The sequence below is a fragment of the Paenibacillus hubeiensis genome (assembly GCF_032334105.1).
In the GTDB taxonomy this organism is placed as follows: Bacteria; Bacillota; Bacilli; order Paenibacillales; family Paenibacillaceae; genus Paenibacillus; species Paenibacillus hubeiensis.
Genome location: NZ_JAVYAE020000007.1, coordinates 53738 through 77335 on the forward strand (window position 1 = coordinate 53738; position 23598 = coordinate 77335).

Genomic DNA, 23598 nt, shown 5'->3' on the forward strand with positions numbered 1-23598 from the left:
GTTCGTTACGCCAACGTCGGTTCTGGTAACAACAGCCTATACCCATCCAATGAGCCACAGCTCTAATTGGAATGATACGGTGACTATTTTCCTGTTTTTGGATGACCAGCTACCTTGGCGGGTATAGATGATCTATAATAGGGGACCGAGCGGGTTGTCGGGGGTTATGTTACAAGATCAGCGCATGTGCATGCAAAAACAGATTAGACGGGAATGCACCATACCCACCTAATCTGTTTCATGGTCGAATCCAAGCCGTCAACGCAAGGACTTGGTTGATTGGGATTCGCCGCTCAGCGTCTGAACCTCTTCCCGAATATAGCGATGATAGTCGTTGAAGCTGTTGATGTGTTGCAGCGCATCCGTTTTGGACGATTGGATCTTGATGCTGCCGTCGTTTGCGACCTTTTTCATTTGGGCAAGAACAGTCTGGGAGCCCAGGATGTCGCTGGACATCTCTTGAATACGCTGCAAAAGGGCAGGATGTCCCTGGTATTGCAGCATTTCAGCCAACGGCCGCATTTCCTCCAGCTTCTGGCTGGAACGATCGAGCACGGTCATGACGCGATCCTCATCGGTGCGGGCGCTTAGGGACACCATGCGGTGAATGTGGTCTTTCTCCATGCGCTCCAGTGCTTCCAAATGGGAAGCTTCCAACCGTTTCAGATCGCCGAAACCTTCGGGCTGGACAACGTCCGCGTTATTTGCCAATGGGGACGGGCTGCGGTCTGTGTTCGTACATCCCCAGAGCAGCGTACAGCAGACGATTACTGCTCCGGCAGTCAACCATGTTCTGGATTTCACCTTGGTCACTCCCTCAATATTTTCCTGAACGTAGTATGAACCGCGTAATGGAAATTATGCGCGCGGGACCGAAAAGGAGGAAATGAGATGAAGCTATACGAGCATCCCCTGATCCGCTGGGGAATCACGCTGTTGTACCCGGCAACAATCTTTTGGTTTAGCAGCTTCGGGCCAATCCTTCATTCATGGGTGGGACCCATCGTCTTTGGGGTTGCGTTTTGTTTTTTGTGGAAGGGGATCAAAGAGTTTTTCATATCCACCGCACTGACGTGGTTGGTCGCCATCCCATGCTGGTGGTATTTTATCGAGGTTCCGAAACCGTCCGCCGGAGCGGAAAATTTTGCGGCGCATTTGTGGCTGATCGTACTGGTCTATATTGGCGTGGTTATGCTCCCGCAGCTGTTGATCCTGACTACGCGCATGAGGATCATGCAGTATTACAACATTCAGTGAGAGTTTGCGCATGCCTAGATGCGCAGGACCTTTTCCAAGCTCGAACGGTTAACTCTAGCTATGGAGCGATGCCAGGCCGGGTTCTAATGAAGTTTTGCAAGTTGTGCAAGAGCATCGGGAGGTACATATGAGCCAGAGGAAAAATGAGAAATTGTTCGTTTATTTAGCCTTTTTTATGAGTATCTATGGTTTAAGCTTGCTGGGTTGGCCCTTCTTCCTGTATGTAGGCGCCATGTCTTTGGGAGCTCCTTCGGAAATGAGCGCTGCAGCGCTGAAAGGGCTCGGGTACATATTGATTTCTTATCCACTAGGCGTGTTGTTTGCGATTTTTTATAGCGGGATTTGTTATCAGGCCGGGAGATTCAAGTCCCCTTATTGGGTTATACATGTTCCGTGGCTCTGGCCGATGGCCAGCCTGCTGGTTACCAAGATCGATTCGTTATTCCATGCCTGATGATCTTTGCGGTCCATGCCATAACGTTCCGGCCCAAACGAACACACAACACCCCCTGTCATGGCCTGCATCCAATGAATATGGGGGTGTTTTGCTATTCCTGGATACCGAGCCGATCCGGTATCAACAGGATGAAGCTATACTTTTCTTTTATATTTTCCGGTATATGGGATCGTCAGGTGAATGTCGAGTTTCCGGATGGAGTCTTCATCGATGATCAGCCTGCTCCCGTCGTTGGACAGCTTGCGCCATAGCTTCGGATGTTGGCGGTACAGTTCTTCTTCCAGCCCGAAGATATCGATCCCTCGCTTCAAGCCGTGGCGGTAGGTTTGCAGTATCTGCTCCCGCAGCTTGACCTCGCTCATCGCGACCATTTCGTCATACGAGATAGGCACCAGATATTCGTACAACGCGGTCAGGTACTTGGCTTTGATATCAAACGCAACGTGGTTTCCTTGAACGATCGGTTTGATTTTGATCTTGGGCAGACCAACGCTTAACGCGCCGTAGATTTCGCCGTCCTTTTGCAGGAGCAGGGCAGCCCTTCTCATGTCCTTCCGCAGCCAATGATAGCCCGGAAGCTGGCTATGGGGGAAATACTCGAACGAGGAACCCGACTTTTCGAAAAATGCCCCTTCGATATAAAACAGATCTTGCTTCTTTTCGTTCTCCGTCCAATGGTTGTCATTCAGCGCGATACATGGCAAATAGGTGGTCGTTGCCGGATCGTTGTGCGTGGCGATCAGCTGAAAGCCGAGCACTGGAGGAAAAAGGGATTCTTCCATGTAGCTTGGCAGCGGATTATGGAGAATGCTGTCCAGCGGACTCAAGTTGTAGATGGATGTTGCGCTCAAAATTTTTTCCAAAGGCTCCCGCGTGCCGTATACCCAGACCGTATATCTGGATTCGGGAAAACGCCCCACCATATCAAAAACTTCTTTAATATGTTTGCTGGTCAACACGCTCTCGGCCATGACGATGGAAGTGACGTGCCCCCACGCGATGTGCAGCTGGGATGTCCGGAACAGCTCGTTCAGGGCAAGACTTAGCGTTTTGCCTTCGGCATGGCCGACCCATACCGGAGGCGGCGAAGACGTTTTGCCGGAACCCTCGCTTTTGGCGATGCTTGAAAAATCCAGGGACTGCATGTATAGATGGTACATTCCGTCTTTGTAGTCGATGCCGAATGCTTTGGCGTAATCCACTTGTTGAATTTCGAATGAACTCCAGCACCCGCTTGTAAGAAGACACAGGGACAACGACACCATGCCAAGCAAACTTCTGCGCAGCATATGTTTCATGGCCGCTTTCCTTTCTTGTTCGGCTCCTGTGTTTCCAGATAGACGGGCCTGCGTTTGTTGAACCCTTTAGGCAGCTTGAAGAGCGCCGCGACGGCTTGTTTGAAATTCAGCGGAGTCAATGGCGTCAAGTAGGGAATGCCGAACGATTTGAGGTCTGTCAGGTAGATCAGGAACAGGATCAGTGACAGGATGAATCCAAAAATGCCCAGAGAAGCGCCGAGCACGTAACAAAGGAAACGCAGTATAAGGACGGAACTGGTCATCACCTGGTTGACGACGGTTGCTCCGGCGACGACGGTGACCGCAATGACGACGATCATCAGCGGCGAGACCATGCCGGCGCGGATGGCCGAATCCCCGATGATCAGGCCGCCAACGACGGTCAGCGTCTGCCCGATCGCGCTGGGCAAACGTACCCCGGCCTCTCTGAACAGCTCCATCAACAGCATGATCAGGAACATTTCCACACCGGATTCCATAGGCAGCCCCATCCGTCCGACAGAGATGGTGGCGACGAGCGGAAACGGAAGCTGATCCATATGGTACGAAGTCAGCGCGATATAGAAACCCGGAAGGAAGATCGTGGTCAGCAGGCCAAAAAAGCGCAGCAAACGCCCCGTGTTCACCGACAGGAAAGGGAAATTGGCATCCTCCGGCGATTTGAGCAGCAGGAACAGGTTCACCGGACCGATAATGACGCTTGGGTTCCCGTCCACGATCAGAATAAAACGTCCGTTGAGCAAGCATTCGGCGGCAAAGTCAGGTCGCCCCGTATAATGGGTTACCGGGAACAGCGTGACTTTTGAGGGAGACAACAATTCTTCCAGTTGGTTGGCGGTGATAAGCCGTTCGGTCTTGATTTGCCGAAGACGGTTCTGGACATGTTCGATGAGTTCCGGATTGGCAATGTTTTTGAGATACATGAGCGCGACCTTCGTCGGGGACCGCGTGCCGATGACTTCGAAGTTGCAGGCAAGCTGGGCGGTGCGCACACGCGAGCGGATGAGGGCCACATTGACCGCGATCGGTTCGATGAATCCGTCTTTGGCTCCGCGAATGGACACCTCGGTCGAGGACTCGTCCGGGGTACGGGTCGGCATATTCGAGACGTCGATGCTCCATATGGCCTGCAGGGAAGGAATCGCAATGAGCATATGGCCTTCAAACACGCGAACGGACATCAGTTCGGTGCCGAAAGCCGGGTCCTGCAAATCAAGGCGCGTCCACTGGATGCGCACGGTTTTTTCGATATCCGAAACGCGAAGGAAGCGGGTATCCTCGTAGGCATCGACCATGGCGGGCAGAATGGTCTCTTGGATCTCCTTGCTGTTTACCATGCCGCTGCAATAAACCATGACGATTTGGGCAGGAGCGTCCCCGATCATGTGGCTGGCGATGATTACGTCGTCGGAGCCTGAGAAGAATGTTCGCAGGTTATGTTCGTTCAACCGGAATGGTTCGGCGCGGTTATTTGTGTTGGATGGAGTCGTGACTGCCATGATCCGGTACCTCCTTGTCCTTTCGGTGTATGAGCGCTGCCAGGGTCAACAGAATCGTTACGATGGACACGTAAGCGAGCATGGCCGGAAACTGAATGTGTTTTACGTAATAGTCGACATAGTCGATCCGCCACCATTGCATGGCCATTGCGCTCATCATGCAGGCGATGGATAAAATGGCGATGTATCGTTTCTTTGGCTTGCGAATATCCAGAAGGTCCACCATTAAGTAAATGGAGATGGCAAGTCTGGCAAAGGAACCGCTAAGCCATTGGTAAATGGATAGAAAATCAACGTGCTGCAAAAGCTTGCCGATGTTCACGAGCTTCCACTGCTCATAAGGGCTGATGCGCTGCTTGGCGGCTTCCTCGGGACCGAATTCAACGATGGCGCCGATTGTGGGCCCGATGGCCATGCTGAGAATGAACAAACCAAGCAGCAATAAATGCCACCAGCGGATCTTGCCCCGGATGTCATGCTGGAACAGCATGAGAATCCAAATCTCCATCAATCCGGCAAGGGAATAGAACATGCCTCTCCAGACAGGCTCAAATCCGTTTTCCATGAGCGGGAACAGCAGGGAGTAGTCCTTGTACTTCAAGTTGGCGGACGCGACAAAATAACCCAGGAGAATGACGAAGGGCAGCAACAGGCTGGAGGTCATGGCAATCGAGCGAATGCCCTTGGCGGCAGACCAGGCGGCTACGAGCGCTCCGCCCCCGGCCAGAACGTATGGCGGAGTGAACTGAAGGTAGGTCGACACCGTCCAGTTGGTCGTTTCATACAGCGTATGAGTGCCCAAGGACAGCAGCAGAATGACGGCGGTAATCCGAAAAATCCATGAAGGAATGATGCCGAATTCGCGACTGATCCAGTCCGTCAATCGCTGACCCCGAATTCGGCGAACGATAATGAACAGCATGCAAAGGAACAGCATGAAGAGCGGCGCGGCAGCCACGACGGAAAGCCAACCGTCCCTTCCTGCCGTTTCCAGGATCGCCGAAATGGACAAGACGTGGCACACGAGGCCAGCACTCAGCAAAATAATGGAAAAGGACAACCAGATGGTAATCTGGTTTTTGGAGTGGTTCAAGGACGCAGCCTCCTTTCGAAAGAGATCAAGGAAGTATGCGTTAGGATGTGCAGCATATGGAATTTCAATTCCTGCATGATGTATTTAATGTGGAGCAGCTGCAAAGGATGGACGGAAGCGGCCAAAAGCTATAACATTGAACTAAGCAAGTGTTGAACAAGCATCCAAGCAAAACATAGAGAAAATGGGAGGAAACGTGCGATGATCCATTCGAAAACACCTGGCGAGACGCATGTCGGATTTATCGGTACGGGCGTGATGGGCAAAAGTATGGCCCGACATATCCAAAAGGCCGGTTATCCACTTCATGTATACACCCGAACCGCTTCCAAAGCGGAAGCGTTGGTGAAGGAAGGCGCCATCTGGCATGATACGCCGGTGAGCCTTGCCGCCGCATGTGATGTCGTCATCACCATGATCGGGTATCCGAAAGATGTGGAAGAGATCTACCTGGGAGAGAACGGTTTGCTGGACAGCGCCAAAACCGGAACGTTTTTGATCGATATGACCACCTCCAGCCCGCTGCTCGCTGAGAGAATCGCGGAAGCCGCGGAATCGAAAGGGCTGCATGTGCTGGATGCGCCTGTATCCGGCGGCGATATCGGAGCCCGCGATGCGAAGCTGTCCATCATGGTTGGTGGCAAAAGGGAAGATTTCGAAGCCGTACGTCCGTTGTTCGAGTGCATGGGAACCAATATCGTGCTGCAAGGAAAAGCAGGGGCAGGCCAACATACGAAAATGTGCAACCAAATTGCCATTGCTTCAGGCATGATGGGGGTGTGCGAGGCGTTGGCGTACGCCAGAACGTCCGGGCTGGACCCCGAAAACGTGCTCCAAAGCATCGCTACGGGAGCAGCGGGCAGCTGGTCGCTCAGCAACCTGGGTCCCCGCATGATTGCAGGCGACTATGAGCCTGGATTTTTCGTGAAGCATTTTATTAAAGATATGGGCATTGCACTGGAGTCTGCCAAGGCCATGGGCATGAGAACGCCTGGATTGGCGCTGGCTGAGTCGCTGTATCAGGAAATAGCCCGGAACGGACTCGACGAAAAAGGCACTCAGGTGTTATATACGTATTACTTGCAAGCTTAAAGATTAGCAAGGTCTGTTTCCCGGAAGCATCTTGAACTGGAAAATGAATTGCATCTCTAAAAACGTGTCCTTATAAAAACATGAGGACACGTTTTTTCGCACAAATATGAGTCAAAAGTCACGAAATTGTTTAAATATTCATAGGTATGCGTAAAAAAACCGGGCAAAATCGGAAATTCCCCTTTAATTTTGCCGCGAATCATCCGAAATAAGAAATGAAGGATCTACATACGGTTTGCTCGAATGTATTTACATAATAAACCAGTTTTTCATGATTCATATTCCATATAGAACGGAGCTTGCCCATGTTCAAGAGAATCCTGTCTCTGTTCAAGACGCAACCGGCGCCGGCCGACAATGTCGCGGTTTCGACACGTTCGCTCAAAGAAAGCGCCCCGGCAGCATTAAGACGTTCCCGCAGCCGGCGAAAGGGCATCGATTCGGAATGGTTAAGTGCCATCGAGGAGCCAAGAACGGCCGAGCGGTTAAACCTTCTGCCGGATGGCTACAAACACCTGAACGACCTGCTTGTGCCCAACTCCAAGTCCCGTTCGGGATATTCGCAGGTGGATCATGTCGTCATTGGCCCGAGGTGCGTATTCGTGATCGAGACGCGCAGCATGACCACAGGGGAGATTCGCGGCGGTCGGCGGGATGCCAATTGGACGGTCAGCACCAGCAAAGTCAAGATGTACAACCCGCTCATGCAGCATCGGGGACATGTTCAGGCCATTCAGGCGCACCTCGGCGATTACGCAGGCATACGAATCGTCTCCGTCGTCACGTTTACGAATCGCTGCCGCATCAGCGTAGACCCGGATGTCCGTTACATGCAATCCGATGAACTGGTCGTCTACGATCACGAGTTGGTGGAAACCATCGTTCGCAAAACGGAAAAACTGGAGACCGAATCTACGGGAAAGGGATATTCGGAACAGGATATTCAAACGATTCATGAGTTGTTGTGCGCGGCCAATGCAACGAACTCCGAGATCCGTGCAGAGCATATGGAGAAAGCCAAAGGGATCAAATAAGCTGGGCATCAGCGCCATTCTCTTCAAGGAGAATGGCGCTTTTTTTAGACTATATAAACCGCAAAAAACATGCACACGTTAACGGAGAGGCAGAACCAAACTGAAGAAGCAAAACGGTCGCTTAAAAGCTTTCTGAAAGAAAGCTGCATCGGAAGCATAGACTGTTCACTGGATTTTCCCTTTGAAAAAGGGGATTCGAAAAAAAATCTGGGGATAACAGCGATTGGGAGATGGTACTGCACTCGTAGTGACCTAGTGTGATTTATTCTTGCGGTCAACGAAGCTCGATTTGAATGTCGATCGCTGAACATGCGGTCTGTTTTCCTAAAGAAAGGCTTGGTAGGGGGTATCTTATGTCATTCTAATGATCCAGGCATTGAAGGAAAGGCCATCGAAAGGCACGGGTATATCGTCTCATATCTCCTCTGGCGAACTTATGATAGAATGTACACCATGTTTTGGGTATGAACCATGCTTGTTATATGAAAGTGCGTACAACCAAGGACAAGGGGAAGATGAATGATGCAATGGAATCGATCTATCCGTTTAATTGCGGTGGTCAGTGTGCTGGCCGTCATGCTGACAGCATGCGGAGGGAAGGCACAGGAAATGGATTCGTCTGCTGCAGGGCAAAGCGGGGCAGCAACGGCAGCCGAAAGCCCGAATTCGCCCGCAGCGGGAAATGGAGATTCGCAAGATGTATCAAGTACGTCTGCAGGCACATCCGATTCGGGAACCGGGACTGCGGATGCTTCTGCGGATCAAGGGAAAATCGGCTTTGATTCCACCCTGGAAGAGCTGCAGGAGAAGTACGCAGACCGTCTTGGATACATACGCGTGCCGCTGTCCGATCACCCGGTCCGCCGGGTTAGCCAGAACGATGCAAAAAACATTAACATCGCCAATTACAGCGATGCCGTGGTAGATATGAATACGGGCATACCGATTCATAACGATTCCCAGCGTCTGATTGACGATGCATTTCCGTTTTTTACAACGGTACAGGCGCCCGATGTCTCCTATGTGACCTGGGAGGAAGCCACCAACCTGGAACGGGCCATGGTCAAGACATTGTTTATTTCTCGTGAAGGTCTGCTGATTACTGAAGATGCCATGAATGACAAGGATTATGCCAGCAGCTCGTTTAGGGATTCCATGAACTTTTTCGAGACCGCGGCGAAATTTGATTCCATGGCGCCCGTCGCCCAGCATCCGTACGACATTACGTTAAGCGAGCATTATGATAAGGCCCGTCAGGCATGGGGCAGATTGGCCGCCATCGATCCGGAACAGGATGAGACGGCCTTCGCAGAGACTTACAAGGAAGCAAGAACCGCGACCAACAATGCCATGGGTTTGCTTAATATTTTGCTGTCAACGAATGAGCAAGAACGTTTGGAGAACGCGTTGGCCGAGCAGGAAGGTACTGCGACTCCATAAGCATTCGTTAAATGATCCGTTTTTTAGCCGAACGATAGTTGTCCAACATAAACGGCTCTGACCGAAGATGACACGGTCGGAGTTTTTCTGTTTTTTTGGGAAGGGGTATGGTATCTTTTTACAAGAAAAACCATGAGGTTCGGAGCAGGGGGATCGGTGCTGATGCTTTGGCGAGGACGTTTTTGGAAACGCTTTAAATTCAGGACGAAGCTGATATTGATTTTATCTGTGGCTACGGTGGTCATCTCGGGATTGACGGGGCTGATCACCTATCGCATCCATATCGACTTGTTTAACGAGGAAGTCAGCCGCCAATACGGATTGACGGCAGAACAGGTGCTGGCGAGGCTCGACTCCAGGGTGAACGACATGTACAAGGTGACGGATTACATCACGCTGAACCCTTCGGTGAAGAACGCCATAAAGGACCAGGTGGCGGGCATTTCCTCGTACGACCAGATGAAACTGGAGGACGAGTTGGATGACCAACTCTATCAGGTCCGTCTCGATGCGCCGGAAATTATGGGAATCCGCATATACGACCTGAAGGGAAATATGTTCAACCTCGGCACGTTTGCCGGCTCCTTTCAACAGATGGACCCTGCCTTTTTGGCGGATTTCGTTCATAAGCTGGAGGGAACGGGCGGAGAGTATGTCTGGAACCGCCTGAATAAGGATGCCTTCGCGCAGGAGGAGAAGTCGAACTGGATTATGGCCGGGCGATTGATGAAATCGGTGGACCTGGAAACCTATGGCGTAATGCTGATTTTGTTCAACACGTCCTTGTTCGAATCCTATCTCAAAGACCTGCGCCTGAACGAGGATGTCGCGGCTTATTTGCTGGACGGGAACGGAGAGATGATCTATGCGTTTCGCAACCAGGATGCCGATCCCCCGCCGCTTACCCGGCTGAACATGGGAGCCACGGAGATCCGGGATGAAAACGGGACGACCCATTTGTACACGAAACAGACGTCGGACAAAGCCAAGCTGACGCTGGTGAGCAAAGTGTCCCTGGCCCAGATCCAGCAAAAAGGCAAAATCATCGTGCAGGTGGCCGTCTTTTCGGCGGCGGCCAGCGTGCTGTGCTCCTGGATCATCATCACGGTCGTCAGCCGCAGGTTATTGCGCCCCTTGGCCAGACTGGTCAATGCGATGAAGCGGGTGAGGGACGGAAGGTTCGATACGCGCGTTCCCGTCGAGACGTCGGATGAGCTGGGATTCATCGGGGAACGGTTCAACGCGATGGCTTCCCGGATCGATACGTTGATCCATGAGGTGTATGAGCGCGAGTTGAGCGAGAAGCAGGCGGAACTTAAAGCTATTCAGGCCCAGTTGAATCCGCATTTCATGTATAACACGCTGAGCATGTTTTTCTGGAAATTTTATATGCTCGGGGACGAGCAATCCGCCCGCTTGGTCACGGCGCTGTCCGAAATGCTTCAATATACGTTGGAGCCCGTCCATAAGATGACCACGCTGGAGAACGAGATGACGTTAATCAACCATTATGTGCAGATTCAACAGGCGCGTTATCCCGAGGAATTATCGGTCGACATTTCCGTGCCGCCGAACCTGCATAATTGCGAAATGATCCGGCTGCTGCTGCAGCCTGTTGTGGAGAATGTCTTCGTGCACGCATTTGCAAACCAAAAGAACAACCGCCATTTGCATATCCGCGCTCGGATGAAGGATGCGCAACCAGGGGAGCCGGAGATGCTTATCATTGAAGTTGAGGATAACGGCTGCGGCATGGAGGAAAGGACGATCGAGCGCATTCTGGCTCCGATGGAAGAAGCTGGGGAAGACCGCCGGCATATCGGCATGCGCAGCGTTCTCCGGCGCATCGAACTGATTCACGGGGAGCCTTACGGGGTTCAGATTGAATCCGGCGGCGCGCGGCAGGGAACGCTGATTCGTCTTTGCCTGCCGTACCTGACGAATCAGGTGGAAGGGGAACATAACGAACAGGGAGGCGAGACGTACAGTGAATGGACGCATGCTGGTAGTCGATGACGAAGCCTTGATCCGTCAGGGTCTGGTTCATATGGTAGGCAGCAATCCGCTGGGCTGGGAAGTCGTGGGCGAGGCCGCGGACGGGGAGGAGGCTATGCAGGTCGTGGACCGCTGCTCGCCCGATTTGATCATCACGGACATCAACATGCCGGTGATGAACGGGCTGGACTTGGCCGAGCGCCTTCATGACCGCGGCCAGGACGTCATGATCATCATTTTGACCGGATACCGGGAATTCGAGTATGCACAGCGCGCCATTCGTTATGGCGCCATTGAGTTTCTGCTCAAGCCGTTTTCCCTGGACGAAGCGTGCCGGGTGCTGCGCAAAGCGTACGACAGGTTTCGCCGCAAGCAAGCCGACTTGCATATCATGAACCAATTCAATCAACAGGAACGGGTCGAACGATGGAAGACGGAGTTGACGGGGCTGCTGCTCAGCAGGCAGCTTGAGACCTTGGAGGCGCGTGTCGGGGAGTGGCTGGACGAGGCCTCGCGCATGCCGCTGCCGGATGGCAAAGCCGAAATTCACAGGCTGCTGCAGGTCATGGAGGACATGCTGACGCAGCATTTCAACTTCAGGGAGCCTGCGGATGGCGCTGCCAGAGGAACGGATCCATTACTATGGATGCACTCCATGCCGGAGGTGGCGGCGTGGTCCCGCCGAAAGAGCGAGGAGTGGCTCCGCCTGCTGGAGCGCCTCCTGAGGGAACAACAGGATCATGTCGTTACGCGGGTCATGAACTACGTCGACGTGCATTATGCCGGAAGCTGCACGCTGCAAACCGTCGCCGCCCACGTCCATGTGACTCCCAACTATCTCAGCCACCTGTTCAAAAAGGAAACCGGCGAAGGATTCAGCCAGTATGTCAGCAAGCTGCGGATCGAAAAGGCCAAGCTGCTGCTTCAGAACACCCGCCAGAGCATGGCGGCCATCGCGGAACAGACCGGGTTTGATAATTCGAGCTACTTTACGACCGTATTCAAACAGTTGACCGGGTTATCTCCGCGGGCCTATCGCAACCAGCATGGCCGGGAAGGATAGGCAGAGCTCCCCCAAGCGGGAGCTTTTTTTGCGTAGAAATTTGATAAAGGATCGGTAAATATCGAATGTTTGCGCTTACATAATTTTCTACAATACAGCTATGTACACAACAGCCGAGAGAGGAGGAGGCATATGAAAGGGCAGCTTACCGCGAGACCGCCCGGATTTCAAACGCCCGAGAGCGAAGCAAGAGAACGAATTCGGCAGCAGCGAATCAGACGCTTCAAAATAAACATTCCGCTGATCCTGATGTTTCTGCCTGTCGTCCTGTTTTACCTGATTTTCCGATATGCCCCGATAGGCGGGCTGGTCATCGCCTTCAAGGACTACAATTTCTACGATGGCCTCTGGAACAGCCCCTGGGTAGGCTTCCAGCATTTTGAAACGCTGTTCAGCGACCCGCGCACGGTGGAGATTATCCGCAATACGCTGTTCCTCAGCCTGCTCAGCATCATCGTGGGTTTTCCGATCCCCATTGCGCTGGCGATCATGCTGAACGAGGTCAAGAACATGGCGTTCAAACGGTCGGTGCAAACCATCGTGTACATGCCGCACTTTTTCTCCTGGGTTATCATCGCGATGATGATCATGACCGTATTCTCGCTGGAGAATGGCATCGTCAACCGCTGGGTCGAAGCATGGTGGGGGGAGCCGTACCCGTTCATGTACAACAAAGGCTCCTGGATCGCCGTATTCGTCGGTTCGGGCATCTGGAAGGACATGGGCTTCAACGCCATTATTTTTTTGGCGGCACTGACGACCATCGATCCGAGCCAATACGAGGCGGCGCAGATGGACGGGGCAAGCAAATTGCGGCAGATCTGGCATGTGACGCTTCCGGGCATCCGGTCCACGATCATCCTGCTGCTGATCCTGTCGATGGGACGTGTCATGGAGGTCGGGTTCGATCAGGTCTACATGCTCCAGAACTCCAACGTCAACGAGGTCGCGGACGTCATCAGCACGTACATTTACCGTACGGGGCTTCAGGGAGCGCAGTTCAGCCTGACCACGGCCATGGGATTGTTCGAGTCGCTGGTTGCGTTCATCCTCATTTTTTGCGCCAACTATATTGCCAGAAGATTTAACGAAGGTTTGTGGTAAGGAGGGGGAACGTGAGAACGACCCGTGGAGAAAAAATATTCTACATCGTCAATTACGCGCTGTTGTCGCTGGTCGCCCTGAGCTGCATCCTGCCCTTGCTCAATATCATAGCGTTGTCGCTGAGCGACGCCAGAGCCGTGCTGTCGGGCCAGGTGGGACTGTGGCCGGTCGATTTTACGTGGTTTTCCTATCAAAGCCTGCTAACGGGCACACCGATCCTGAACGCGTTCTGGAACAGCGTGGAAATCACGCTGATCGGCACGGGGCTCAGCATGGCCGTAACGATCATGGCGGCTTATCCGCTGTCGCGCAGGCATTTTTATCACCGCCGCTTTTTCACGATGGCGATGGTGTTCACGATGATTTTCAACGGAGGCTTGATTCCCACCTATCTGGTCGTGCAGAATCTGGGGCTCGTAAACAGCTATGGGGCACTGTGGTTGCCGGGATTGGTAAGCACGTACAATATGCTGATCATGCGCTCGTATTTCGAAAATTTGCCCGGCGAAGTGGATGAGGCGGCACGCATCGACGGCTGCAGCGAGCTGGGACTGCTGTTCCGCATCGTGCTGCCGTTATCCAAGCCGCTGCTGGCGACGATCGCGCTCTTTTACGGCGTCGGCTATTGGAATTCGTTCATGAGCGTCATGATCTATATCAACGATACGTCGAAGTACAACATGACGGTGCTGGTGCAGAACATGATCATGTCCAATCTGAACGTGCAGGATTTCACCGATCCGACGATGATTTCCAACCTGACGCCGGAAGGCATCCGGGCTGCCGCGGTCATCGTTATGGTGATTCCGATTCTGGCCGTGTACCCGTTTTTGCAAAAGTATTTCGTGAAAGGTGTCATGCTTGGCTCCATCAAGGGCTGACGTGGTGTTACTAAAGCGGCATTCGGTTGTTCCGGCAGTTTCGTTTCATATCATACAAAGAAAGAGGGTCTGATCTATGGCGGTTTCGATCAAGGCATGGTTGAAGTCGGGGCTTGTACTCGGCTTGATTGGCGGAGTGCTGGCAGGCTGCGGCGGCGGAAACGGGGAAGGCTCGCCGGCGGATGGGGAAGGAGCGCGCGGCAGCATTACGTCGACGATCTATGACCGCGGGGCGGTGCCGAGCGGCATGGGTACGATCGAGGACAACATGTGGTCCAAATGGATCAACGAGAACGGTCCGGTGAACGTAAAATATACGGCCGTTCCGCGCTGGGAATCGCAGTCCAAGCTGAACGTGCTCTTCGCTTCCGGCAGCGCGCCGGACGTCATTTTCGAATTCGGGACGCCGATCCGCAACACGCTGTTCAATCAGAAGCAGCTGATGCCGCTGGATGACCTGATCGAGAATTCGAGCGTGGAATACAAAGCGCTGCTGGAGAAATATCCGCAGCTTAGGAAGGCAGGCATCAAAAGCGACGGCAAGCTGTACGAAGTCGGCCGCATGAACGAGGTGTTTCCGTTGACCAGCTTTTTCATCCGCGAGGACTGGCTGGAGAAGCTGAATCTGGACGTGCCGACGAACGAAGCGGAGATGCTCGCGGTCGCCAAGGCATTTGCGGAACAGGACCCGGACGGGAACGGCGTGAAGGATACGTACGGCATCGGCGGCCTGCAATTCGGCGATACGGCCGGGCTGTTCCGCTACATGTTCAATGCCAACTGGGTGAACGTGGAGAACGGCGAGCTGGTGGTTGGGCCGAACCACATGAAAGAGGCGACGGCCTTCAAACGCGCCCTGTACGAAGCGGGCGTGGTCGACAAAGATTTCCTTACCGACAAGGACGGCGCCAAGTCCAAACAGGATTTCCTGAACGGAAAAATCGGCATGTATGCCGCGATGACTTCGGATTATACCGGTTTTGCCGCTAAAGAACTGGATACATTGATGCAGAACGTTCCCGAAGCTAAGCTGAAGGTTATTGCGCTGCCGTCAACGTCGGTGGGGCAGTACACAATGGTCTGGAACAACCCGGTGCAAATGACGGCCGTGGTCAATGCCCGTGCCAAAAATCCCGAAGCCGTCATGCAGTACATCGATTTCCTGACCAAAACCGAATCGGGCCGGACCTTCAAGAACGGCTTTGAAGGCACGCATTATACGCTCAACGAAGAAGGCTGCCCGCGCATCTCCGACCAGGAGAAATACAAGCAGGAAGTTAGCTGGGCCGGAGATTATTCCATGCTGTACAGCCGCTTGGAAGAAGGCAAATGCGGGTACACCGAGATGCTGTTCAGCGACGATATTCCGTCGCAGAAGGAAGGTCTTCGCCTTTTCAAGGAAGCGCGGGAAGTGTACATGAGCGATCTGCCGGTCGGCGAGGGAGTCACGCATTCGGAGCATATGCCGCAATTGCCGAAGGAGCTGCAGGTGAAGCTCACCAACGTAACGACGGCGATTAACGACATTTATACCCGCTCGATCATCGGCGGAAGCAAATATACGGTGGAACAAGCCGACGCGGAAGCCCGGCAGAAGTGGGAGCAGGGAGGCGGTCCTGAAATCGAGGCCTGGTACAAGGATTGGTGGAGCAAGGAGAAGGACAACGTGCTGGTATGGGACGATTTCTACGAGATTTATCAGCAGCAGCAGGCGGATTTCGAGAAAGCGAAGTAACCTCCGCACAGCCGGAGAGGTTAACCAGATTGGCTAACCGTCGTATGGAATTCTCTGAGTTTCAGGGCCTCTCATTGCGAGGTGTAGAGGAACGGAGAAAGTAGAGTATAAATGGGAGAAAGCAAATGTGCCTGGGCTGCAACGCCCGGGTTTTTTGTTTCATGAAATTGTAGTTCTTTTTTCTTACGATGAAATCATGCAAAGAAATCATGCAAATTGAATGTTGAATTTTGTGGAAAAGAAAGTCGAAATAGGATGTCGTTTTCGTTACACAGAGAGTAATGAGAGTAATATTTTACTTTTATATGTAGAAAAATGACAAAAAAAAGAGTATAGTAGAGGAATAATTTAACTTTGATTTCAATCGTTTTTTATATGAGAAATGTATTTTTTTTATCTCATGAATTTTCGTAATTACGAACAAAACGTAGATGGAGGATCAGGATGAGCTCTTTTCGTAACTGGTTGAATACAGCCAAACAGGGACTTGAGGACCAGGTCAAAAAGTTTAAAAACAAAGATTTTATGGATGCCGTTGTAGCTGGTTGCGCGTTGGTAGCGTTTGCGGACGGCACGATCGACGCATCGGAGAAGAACAAGATGGCCGGATACATCAATTTGAGCCAAGAATTGAAAGTATTCGACATGGCTGTCGTAATCGAGCGTTTCAATTACTACGTGTCTAACTTCGAGTTTTCTCCGCAGATCGGGAAACAAGAGGCATTAAAAGCGATCGGCAAGTTTAAATCCAAACCTGAAGTTGCTCGGGTCATTGTAGGTGTGTGCAGCGCCATTGGCGCAGCAGACGGGAATTTCGACGATCAGGAACGACAAGTTGTAGCTGAGATTTGCACGGTGCTTGGTCTGAATCCAAGCGAATTCAACTTATAGCAACGGCTGAAAAAAAAGACTTCGGGATGGCCTTGAATCATCATGGAAAGGAGGTGAGTATCAGTGGCTGGAATCAGTCTGGTTAAAGGACAGAAGATTGACCTGACCAAAGGAAAGACAGGCCTGACTCACATCATTGCTGGATTGGGATGGGATCCTGTCGTGGCCCGTGGTTTTTTCGGAAGAAAGAAACAGGCGGACATCGATTGTGACGCCTCGGCAATTTTGCTTGACGATCAAGGCAAGTTAACAAAGGAGAGCAATCTCGTTTGTTTTCATAATAAGCAGAGCGCATGCAGATCCGTCGTTCACAGTGGGGACAACCTTACCGGCGAAGGCGAGGGAGATGACGAGCAGATCAAAATCAACCTGACGGCCGTTCCTGCCGATGTGCACAAAATTCTCATTGTGGTCAACATTTACGATTGTATCAACCGTAAGCAGGATTTCGGAATGATCGAACGTGCCTATATCCGTATTCTCGATGCACGGGGCTCTGAGGAGCTTGTTCGATTTAACCTTTCTGAGAGTTATGCCGGCAAGACGGCTCTCATTTGCGGAGAGTTGTATCGACATAATGGCGAGTGGAAGTTTTCCGCAATCGGTGAGGGTGATCATGCGGTACATATCGATGAGTTGGCCCGCCGTTATACGTAATCATACGATTTTAGTTTTGATATAGAAGGTTGATAGCATTCAATTTCAAACATTATATTCGAAGCGGAGATGAGAATAATGGCAATCAATTTGTCAAAAGGTCAAAAAGTGGATTTGACGAAATCCAACCCTGGCTTGACCAAAATCACGGTTGGACTTGGTTGGGACACCAACAAGTATGACGGCGGTAAAGATTTCGATCTGGACGTATCCGTGTTCTGCGCGAATGCGGCAGGCAAAGTGGAAGGCGAGAAAAACTTCATCTTCTTCAACAACCCGCAAAATGAAAATGGCTCCGTTGTACATACGGGCGACAACCGTACCGGAGAAGGGGACGGCGATGATGAGCAAATCAAAATCGACCTGCCGAACGTTCCGGCGAACGTCGAGAAAATCGCTTTTACGATCACAATCTATGAGGCGCAAGAGCGCAACCAGAATTTTGGTCAGGTATCCCGTGCTTATGCCCGTATCGTAAACGAAGCGAACAACGAAGAATTGATCCGTTTTGACTTGGGAGAGGACTTCTCGATCGAGACTGGCGTCGTTGTCGGCGAGTTGTATCGTCACAATGGCGAATGGAAGTTCAGCGCGATCGGCAGCGGCTACAAGGATGGCCTGGTGGGACTGACTCGTGACTACGGTTTGCAATAAGTAAGGAGCCGTCCGCGCGACTTACTCTGCGAAGCGTTTTTTTCAGGGATAAGGAATCGAGGATTTATTTCGTAAGACTGTTTGATGCAGGAGTTCCGTTTTTTTGGATTCCTGCATCACGAATTTTAAGGGAAGGTAGGCATGAATAATGACAATCAGTTTGGCAAAAGGACAGAGAATCGATCTTACAAAGACAAATCCGGGTTTGACGAAAGTTGTCGTCGGATTGGGCTGGGATACGAACAAATATAGCGGCGGTGCCGATTTTGACCTTGATGCTTCCGCATTTTTGCTGCATGAGGACGGCAAAGCCAAAGGCGCGGATGATTTCGTATTCTACAACAACCCTACAGGCGGAGCCGGCTCCGTCACCCATACAGGAGACAACCGTACGGGTGAGGGCGAAGGTGATGATGAGCAGATTATCGTTGATTTCAGCAAAGTGCCTGCTCACATCCAACGGATCGGCATTACGGTAACGATCTATGATTATGAAGGCCGTGGCCAGAATTTCGGCCAAGTTTCGAACGCATTCGTGCGTGTTGTGGATGCCTCGAGCGATCGCGAGGTGCTGCGTTTTGATCTCGGAGAGGATTTCTCCACGGAAACCGCAGTGGTGTTCTGCGAGTTCTACCGCTCGGGCATCGATTGGAAATTCCAAGCCATTGGCAGCGGATTTGCCGGCGGACTCGCGGCGCTCTGCAAAAACTACGGTTTGGATGCGCAATAAGGAAGAACTGACAGGAAAGGTGATTGACTATGGCTGTAACTGTCGTTAAAGGGCAGAAGGCGGACCTGACCAAGACCAACCCGGGGCTTACGCGCATGACGGTAAGCATCGGTTGGAATTCGTCGTCTTCGCTTGATCTGGATACTTCCGCATTCCTTTTGGGGGCGAACGGCAAAGTATCCGGCGATGCAGATTTCATTTTCTATAATCAGCCGTCCACGGAGTTCATTACGTACAAAGATGCGGCATATGCTCCTGCCAAGAAACAGTTCGACATCGATCTAAGCCGCATTCCTGCCCGGATCGAGAAGATTGCGTTCAGTTTGACCATCTATGATGCCGATTCGAGAAATCAGAACTTTGGACAGGTCCAAAATACCTTTATCCGCTTTTCCGATGCCGCTAATGGGCAGGACGTACTGAACTACGATCTGGACAGCGGATTTACGGTGGAAACGGCGATCGTGATCGGAGAACTGTACAGGCATAACGGGGAGTGGAAGTTCAACGCGGTCGGGGCGGGATTCGCCGGAGGGCTGAATGCGCTGTGCGGCAATTTCGGGGTGGATGTGGACAGCGGCGCTTCTTCCTCGCAACCGGTACCGCCAGCACCGATTCCTCCTGCTCCGCAGCCTCCAACACCTCCCGCACCGCCGCCTCAGCCCAAGCCGGAATTGAATCTGAGCAAAATTGAGCTGAAGAAAAAGGGAGATTCCATCAATCTGAAGAAAAACGCGGGCGGACTCGGCGAGATTCTGATCAATCTGAACTGGAATCAACAGACAAGCCGAGGGCTGTTTGGACGCAGCAAAGGCGTAGACTTGGATCTCGGCTGCTTGTACGAAATGAAGGATGGGAGCAAAGGCGTCGTTCAGGCACTGGGGGAATCCTTTGGTTCACTGAATCGCTTTCCGTATATTGCTCTGGATGGCGACGATCGTACCGGATCGGTCAAAACAGGCGAAAATCTTCGCATTAATGGTGCACGCATATCCGAGATTAAACGGATTCTTGTATTTACGTACATTTATGATGGAGTTGCCAACTGGTCCCAGGCCGACGGGGTAGTCACGATATACCAAAAGGACGGTCCGGATATTATCGTTCGGATGAACGAATATGGCAGCTCATATGGCATGTGTGGCATTGCCATGTTCAGCAATCAAAATGACGAGACGTTCAGCATTGAGCGGATTGTCGAGTTTTATCCAGGACATCGTGATATGGACCAGGCACATGGCTGGAACATGCGTTGGACAGCCGGAAGTAAATAACATTTTGAATTAGCGGAGGCCGCCTTTTCATGTTTAGTGATTTTTTTAGAAGCATTAGCGAGAATTACGGGCATTTCTTCTCCTGGACCGAGATCGTAGCTACATTATCCGATCCGGTGAGCTGGGGGATTATCGGTACCTTAATCTTGCTTGAAGGATTATTGTCTGCCGATAATGCGCTGGTGCTTGCGGTCATGGTCAAGCACTTGCCGAAAGACCAGCAAAAACGGGCCTTGTTCTACGGTATTCTTGGAGCGTATATTTTCAGGTTCATTGCCATCGGTTTGGGTACCTTCCTAGTGAAGTTTACGCTGATCAAGGTACTTGGAGCACTATATCTCCTGTATATCGCGTACAAAGGTTTGTTCAAATCAGAAGCGGATGAGCAGCAGGAAGGCAAGCAATATTCCTTCTGGAGAACGGTGCTTATGGTCGAACTGATGGACATTGCGTTCAGTATTGATAGTGTCATTGCAGCGTTCGGCGTAAGCGAACAGATCTGGGTTCTCTTCCTTGGAGGGATCATCGGGGTTCTCATGATGCGTGGAGTGGCACAGGTATTCTTGCGCCTGATTGAGAAGTTTCCCGAACTGGAGAAGGCGGCATTCATTTTGATTGCCATCATTTCGGTCAAGATGATGCTCAGCGCATTTGGGGTTCACATCCCGAACGTGGCATTCTTCTCGCTGTTGATCGCAGTGTTTGTTGGAACCATTGTTCTCAGTTCGATTCGAAACAAAAAACAAAACAAAAGCCAGGTATAATTGCCTGTTCACACAAAGATCAAAAATTATCAATCCCTCCGTCATCTTGGAGGGATTGGTTTTTATACTCGGACGGAATCGCAAACAGTGCAGATCGCCTCAAGCTACAGAGCAAGGAGAGGATATTTTGAAATACTTCAGTTTTTTGAACCCGGACGAGGAGGCCTCCCTCTTCTATTCTTCACCAGAACCGTTCGATCGTCTGACATCAAAAGACATGCTGGCCTACGCTGTCGGAGCCGCCCTCTATATGCCGGCCACGCGTCCCCATATTGCGGACGATATTTTAAGCGGCAAACACGAAGGGTTAACGACCATTATTATGGATCTGGAAGATGCTGTAGGGGATGGGGAGGTTGAATTGGCGGAGCATCGTCTAGCACAATCCCTTTCCCGAATTCAAGAGGATCTGCATACGGGAAGGTTGCTTCCGGAACGGCTTCCTTTGCTTTTTGTCAGAGTTCGGACACCGGAACAGTTGGAACGTCTACTTGAAGTGCTTGGAGATCGGGTATCCCTGCTAACAGGCGTAGCTTTGCCGAAATTCGGGGTGGAGAACGGCCAAGCTTATCTCCGTCTGATCCGGGAATATAACCGTCAGAAATCTTCTGAATCCCCGGTGTTGTATGCAATGCCCATCATGGAAACGGCCGAAATCATCTACCGTGAGACTCGTTGGGAAACGCTGGTGCATCTTAAACGTATTATTGATGAATATGCGGAATACGTGCTGAATGTCCGGATCGGTGCTACCGATTTTTCTAGCTTGTTCGGTTTGCGGCGCAGTCCTGAGATAACGATCTATGATGTGGCGATCATCCGGGATTGCATTGCGGATATCATTAATCTCTTCGGACGCACAGACGGTGGATACGTCATATCCGGACCGGTCTGGGAGTATTTTAGCCAACGGGAAAGGATATTTAAACCACAGTTGCGCCAGACTCCGTTTGAAGAAACGTTGGGCAGAACGGGCCGGAGTTTGAGAATGAAATATATCACTAACTCGATGGATGGCTTGATGAAGGAAGTGATGTTGGACAAGGAGAATGGCATCGTCGGCAAGACGATTATCCACCCGTCACACATCAAGCTTGTACAGGCTATGTACGTCGTAACGCATGAAGAATACATGGATGCTCAAGAGATCATTGCGCGGAACGACGGTACTTTAGGTGTTTTCAAAAGCATTTACACCAACAAAATGAATGAAATCAAACCACATTTAAGTTGGGCTCGTCGTATTTTAATTCGATCAAAAATATATGGGGTGTTACATGAACAGCAGCACTATGTCGGGCTCTTGCCCAAGCACCAGCACTCATACGTTTCCTATTCTTGATACGTTCAGCGTGACGGTCGAAGCTGCGCACAATCCGCTGCAGATCCCGTTGGAATGCCTGTTTTCCATGGCCGCCCGGATCAACAAAAAGCGCTCTTTTCTGTTTGTGAGCAAGGTACTCGGCAAACATATTCCCGTTAATCCGTACAGTTCGTTGCTGAGCGGAGCGGCACTTGCGGTATTATTATATGAAGATTGCGTGCAGGGAGCGGATGAACGGATATCCGAATGGAAGCGGCAGATATTCAGGGGGATCACGGATGCTGACCAAGCGCAGCAAGCTTACCAAGTCTTGCTTGATGCGGGCATGCTTTTGCCGGAAAAGGTTCGTTTCGTCGGTTTTGCGGAAACGGCCACGGCTCTTGGGCACAGCATGTATGAGATGTTTAAGGAACAGGCGACGTATATTCATTCGACAAGGGAATATTTCCCGGATGTGAAGCCGAATATCCGATTCGAAGAGGAGCATTCCCATGCTACCGCTCACCGTTGTTACGCTCTTGAAAGGGAAGCATTGGAAGGCACAGGGCCTCTTGTTCTGGTGGATGATGAAATCACTACAGGCAATACAACGTTAAACATTATACGGGACATCCAGCGGCAGTATCCGCGTTCCAGGTATTACATTGCATCCCTGCTTGACTGGCGAACCGAGGCAGATGAGCGCCGATTCGCCGAACTGGAAGCCGAGCTGGGAATCGAGATTATTCCTTTGAGTTTGCTTAAAGGCAAGTTCTGGGTACAAGGAGAACCACGTTTAGAACCAATGAAACCGATCCGTCACGACGCTGAACGCGCGAATATCAACCACATATCCGTAGCGGACAAGCTGGAGTACGTCATCATGGAATCCGCGGATTCGGAAGGACGCCGCTGCTCCGGCCCCTATGTCAGAATGACGGGAAGGTTCGGGATCCAATCGGCTGATAATGCTAAACTGCGTTCGGATCTTTCCGATATCGCCCAGGTGTTGCGCCAACGGCGAAGAGGACAACGAACACTGGTCATGGGTACCGGGGAATTCATGTACATTCCAATGAGAGTTGCGGCGGAGATGGGGGAAGGGATTTATTATCAATCGACTACCCGCAGTCCGATTCAAACGATCGACAGACCTGACTATGCTGTTGTTGCCGGAAAGAGTTATGCTTCGCCGGAGGACCCGACCGTGATGAATTATATCTATAATGTAGTGCCAGGGCAGTACGACGAAATTTTTGTCCTGGTTGAGAGACAGATGCCGAAGGAACGCATGCAGCCGATGATCGATGCATTGTCGGGCCTTGGATGTGAGCACATCCATATGGTGTACTGCGGTATTTCAGAGGAAGGATGAAG

Annotated in this window: 22 protein-coding genes; 18 read left to right on the forward strand and 4 right to left on the reverse strand. The window is 51.5% G+C overall.

Annotation, left to right across the window (positions count from 1 at the left end):
• Nucleotides 1–258: 258 nt before the first annotated feature.
• Entirely contained in the window at nt 259–804 is a 546-nt protein-coding gene (locus tag RSX24_RS18570) for a hypothetical protein (protein ID WP_343261447.1), read from the reverse strand.
• 87 nt (nt 805–891) lie between these two features.
• Here RSX24_RS18570 and RSX24_RS18575 point away from each other — a divergent pair, with 87 nt between their 5' ends.
• A complete protein-coding gene (locus RSX24_RS18575) occupies nt 892–1257 on the forward strand; it encodes a hypothetical protein (RefSeq protein WP_343261448.1) in 366 nt (121 codons plus the stop codon).
• A 127-nt stretch (nt 1258–1384) separates the two neighbouring features.
• Complete coding sequence (locus RSX24_RS18580; RefSeq protein ID WP_343261449.1) at nt 1385–1711, forward strand: hypothetical protein; 327 nt, start codon at nt 1385–1387, stop codon at nt 1709–1711.
• Between the two features lie 137 nt (nt 1712–1848).
• Here RSX24_RS18580 and RSX24_RS18585 read toward each other — a convergent pair whose 3' ends face one another.
• From RSX24_RS18585 to RSX24_RS18595, 3 genes are read right to left on the reverse strand one after another with little or no spacing between them, the layout of a single operon-like run.
• A complete protein-coding gene (locus RSX24_RS18585) occupies nt 1849–3012 on the reverse strand; it encodes a Ger(x)C family spore germination protein (RefSeq protein WP_236420976.1) in 1164 nt (387 codons plus the stop codon).
• Entirely contained in the window at nt 3009–4511 is a 1503-nt protein-coding gene (locus RSX24_RS18590) for a spore germination protein (RefSeq protein ID WP_343261450.1), read from the reverse strand. The genes RSX24_RS18585 and RSX24_RS18590 overlap by 4 nt, the downstream gene beginning before the upstream one ends.
• A complete protein-coding gene (locus RSX24_RS18595; RefSeq protein ID WP_339276285.1) occupies nt 4480–5604 on the reverse strand; it encodes a GerAB/ArcD/ProY family transporter in 1125 nt (374 codons plus the stop codon). Before RSX24_RS18595 ends, RSX24_RS18590 begins: the two co-directional genes overlap by 32 nt.
• A gap of 162 nt (nt 5605–5766) precedes the next feature.
• Here RSX24_RS18595 and RSX24_RS18600 point away from each other — a divergent pair, with 162 nt between their 5' ends.
• From RSX24_RS18600 to RSX24_RS18675, 16 genes are all read left to right on the forward strand, one after another.
• Nucleotides 5767–6696, forward strand: a complete 930-nt coding sequence (locus RSX24_RS18600) for an NAD(P)-dependent oxidoreductase (protein WP_343261576.1) — start codon at nt 5767–5769, stop codon at nt 6694–6696.
• A 305-nt stretch (nt 6697–7001) separates the two neighbouring features.
• Nucleotides 7002–7730 carry a nuclease-related domain-containing protein gene (locus RSX24_RS18605; RefSeq protein WP_236420972.1) on the forward strand — a complete coding sequence of 243 codons (729 nt, stop codon included), beginning with the start codon at nt 7002–7004 and terminating at the stop codon, nt 7728–7730.
• A 519-nt stretch (nt 7731–8249) separates the two neighbouring features.
• On the forward strand, nt 8250–9170 hold the full coding sequence (locus RSX24_RS18610; RefSeq protein ID WP_343261451.1) for a hypothetical protein: 921 nt from the start codon (nt 8250–8252) through the stop codon (nt 9168–9170).
• A gap of 162 nt (nt 9171–9332) precedes the next feature.
• Nucleotides 9333–11186 (forward strand): sensor histidine kinase, encoded by a 1854-nt coding sequence (locus RSX24_RS18615; protein ID WP_343261452.1) that lies wholly within the window; start codon nt 9333–9335, stop codon nt 11184–11186.
• On the forward strand, nt 11158–12228 hold the full coding sequence (locus RSX24_RS18620) for a response regulator transcription factor (protein WP_343261453.1): 1071 nt from the start codon (nt 11158–11160) through the stop codon (nt 12226–12228). Before RSX24_RS18615 ends, RSX24_RS18620 begins: the two co-directional genes overlap by 29 nt.
• A gap of 132 nt (nt 12229–12360) precedes the next feature.
• A complete protein-coding gene (locus RSX24_RS18625; RefSeq protein WP_343261454.1) occupies nt 12361–13332 on the forward strand; it encodes an ABC transporter permease in 972 nt (323 codons plus the stop codon).
• Nucleotides 13333–13343: 11 nt separating this feature from the next.
• Nucleotides 13344–14213 (forward strand): carbohydrate ABC transporter permease, encoded by an 870-nt coding sequence (locus RSX24_RS18630; RefSeq protein WP_236420967.1) that lies wholly within the window; start codon nt 13344–13346, stop codon nt 14211–14213.
• A 76-nt stretch (nt 14214–14289) separates the two neighbouring features.
• The gene (locus RSX24_RS18635) at nt 14290–15948 is read left to right on the forward strand and encodes an extracellular solute-binding protein (protein WP_343261455.1); all 1659 of its coding nucleotides are present in this window, start codon (nt 14290–14292) and stop codon (nt 15946–15948) included.
• 444 nt (nt 15949–16392) lie between these two features.
• Nucleotides 16393–16839: a tellurite resistance TerB family protein gene (locus tag RSX24_RS18640; RefSeq protein WP_343261456.1), complete on the forward strand. Its 447-nt coding sequence runs from the start codon at nt 16393–16395 to the stop codon at nt 16837–16839.
• A gap of 63 nt (nt 16840–16902) precedes the next feature.
• Nucleotides 16903–17496: a TerD family protein gene (locus tag RSX24_RS18645; protein WP_343261457.1), complete on the forward strand. Its 594-nt coding sequence runs from the start codon at nt 16903–16905 to the stop codon at nt 17494–17496.
• Between the two features lie 78 nt (nt 17497–17574).
• Nucleotides 17575–18150, forward strand: coding sequence for a TerD family protein (locus tag RSX24_RS18650; RefSeq protein WP_343261458.1), 576 nt, complete (start codon nt 17575–17577; stop codon nt 18148–18150).
• A gap of 148 nt (nt 18151–18298) precedes the next feature.
• Nucleotides 18299–18880 (forward strand): TerD family protein, encoded by a 582-nt coding sequence (locus RSX24_RS18655; RefSeq protein WP_236420962.1) that lies wholly within the window; start codon nt 18299–18301, stop codon nt 18878–18880.
• 29 nt (nt 18881–18909) lie between these two features.
• On the forward strand, nt 18910–20154 hold the full coding sequence (locus RSX24_RS18660) for a TerD family protein (RefSeq protein WP_343261459.1): 1245 nt from the start codon (nt 18910–18912) through the stop codon (nt 20152–20154).
• A gap of 29 nt (nt 20155–20183) precedes the next feature.
• Nucleotides 20184–20918 (forward strand): TerC family protein, encoded by a 735-nt coding sequence (locus tag RSX24_RS18665; protein WP_343261460.1) that lies wholly within the window; start codon nt 20184–20186, stop codon nt 20916–20918.
• A gap of 127 nt (nt 20919–21045) precedes the next feature.
• The gene (locus tag RSX24_RS18670; RefSeq protein WP_438286856.1) at nt 21046–22260 is read left to right on the forward strand and encodes an HpcH/HpaI aldolase/citrate lyase family protein; all 1215 of its coding nucleotides are present in this window, start codon (nt 21046–21048) and stop codon (nt 22258–22260) included.
• On the forward strand, nt 22196–23596 hold the full coding sequence (locus tag RSX24_RS18675; RefSeq protein WP_343261461.1) for a phosphoribosyltransferase family protein: 1401 nt from the start codon (nt 22196–22198) through the stop codon (nt 23594–23596). Before RSX24_RS18670 ends, RSX24_RS18675 begins: the two co-directional genes overlap by 65 nt.
• Nucleotides 23597–23598 lie beyond the last annotated feature (2 nt).

What these genes read in the sequence shown, in the direction of transcription:
- RSX24_RS18575 (WP_343261448.1), top strand. Translation starts at nt 892, where the DNA reads ATGAAGCTATACGAGCATCCCCTGATCCGCTGGGGAATCACGCTGTTG.
- RSX24_RS18580 (WP_343261449.1), top strand. Translation starts at nt 1,385, where the DNA reads ATGAGCCAGAGGAAAAATGAGAAATTGTTCGTTTATTTAGCCTTTTTT.
- RSX24_RS18585 (WP_236420976.1), bottom strand. Translation starts at nt 3,012, where the DNA reads ATGAAACATATGCTGCGCAGAAGTTTGCTTGGCATGGTGTCGTTGTCC.
- RSX24_RS18590 (WP_343261450.1), bottom strand. Translation starts at nt 4,511, where the DNA reads ATGGCAGTCACGACTCCATCCAACACAAATAACCGCGCCGAACCATTC.
- RSX24_RS18605 (WP_236420972.1), top strand. Translation starts at nt 7,002, where the DNA reads ATGTTCAAGAGAATCCTGTCTCTGTTCAAGACGCAACCGGCGCCGGCC.
- RSX24_RS18610 (WP_343261451.1), top strand. Translation starts at nt 8,250, where the DNA reads ATGATGCAATGGAATCGATCTATCCGTTTAATTGCGGTGGTCAGTGTG.
- RSX24_RS18615 (WP_343261452.1), top strand. Translation starts at nt 9,333, where the DNA reads ATGCTTTGGCGAGGACGTTTTTGGAAACGCTTTAAATTCAGGACGAAG.
- RSX24_RS18625 (WP_343261454.1), top strand. Translation starts at nt 12,361, where the DNA reads ATGAAAGGGCAGCTTACCGCGAGACCGCCCGGATTTCAAACGCCCGAG.
- RSX24_RS18635 (WP_343261455.1), top strand. Translation starts at nt 14,290, where the DNA reads ATGGCGGTTTCGATCAAGGCATGGTTGAAGTCGGGGCTTGTACTCGGC.
- RSX24_RS18640 (WP_343261456.1), top strand. Translation starts at nt 16,393, where the DNA reads ATGAGCTCTTTTCGTAACTGGTTGAATACAGCCAAACAGGGACTTGAG.
- RSX24_RS18650 (WP_343261458.1), top strand. Translation starts at nt 17,575, where the DNA reads ATGGCAATCAATTTGTCAAAAGGTCAAAAAGTGGATTTGACGAAATCC.
- RSX24_RS18655 (WP_236420962.1), top strand. Translation starts at nt 18,299, where the DNA reads ATGACAATCAGTTTGGCAAAAGGACAGAGAATCGATCTTACAAAGACA.
- RSX24_RS18660 (WP_343261459.1), top strand. Translation starts at nt 18,910, where the DNA reads ATGGCTGTAACTGTCGTTAAAGGGCAGAAGGCGGACCTGACCAAGACC.
- RSX24_RS18665 (WP_343261460.1), top strand. Translation starts at nt 20,184, where the DNA reads ATGTTTAGTGATTTTTTTAGAAGCATTAGCGAGAATTACGGGCATTTC.
- RSX24_RS18675 (WP_343261461.1), top strand. Translation starts at nt 22,196, where the DNA reads ATGAACAGCAGCACTATGTCGGGCTCTTGCCCAAGCACCAGCACTCAT.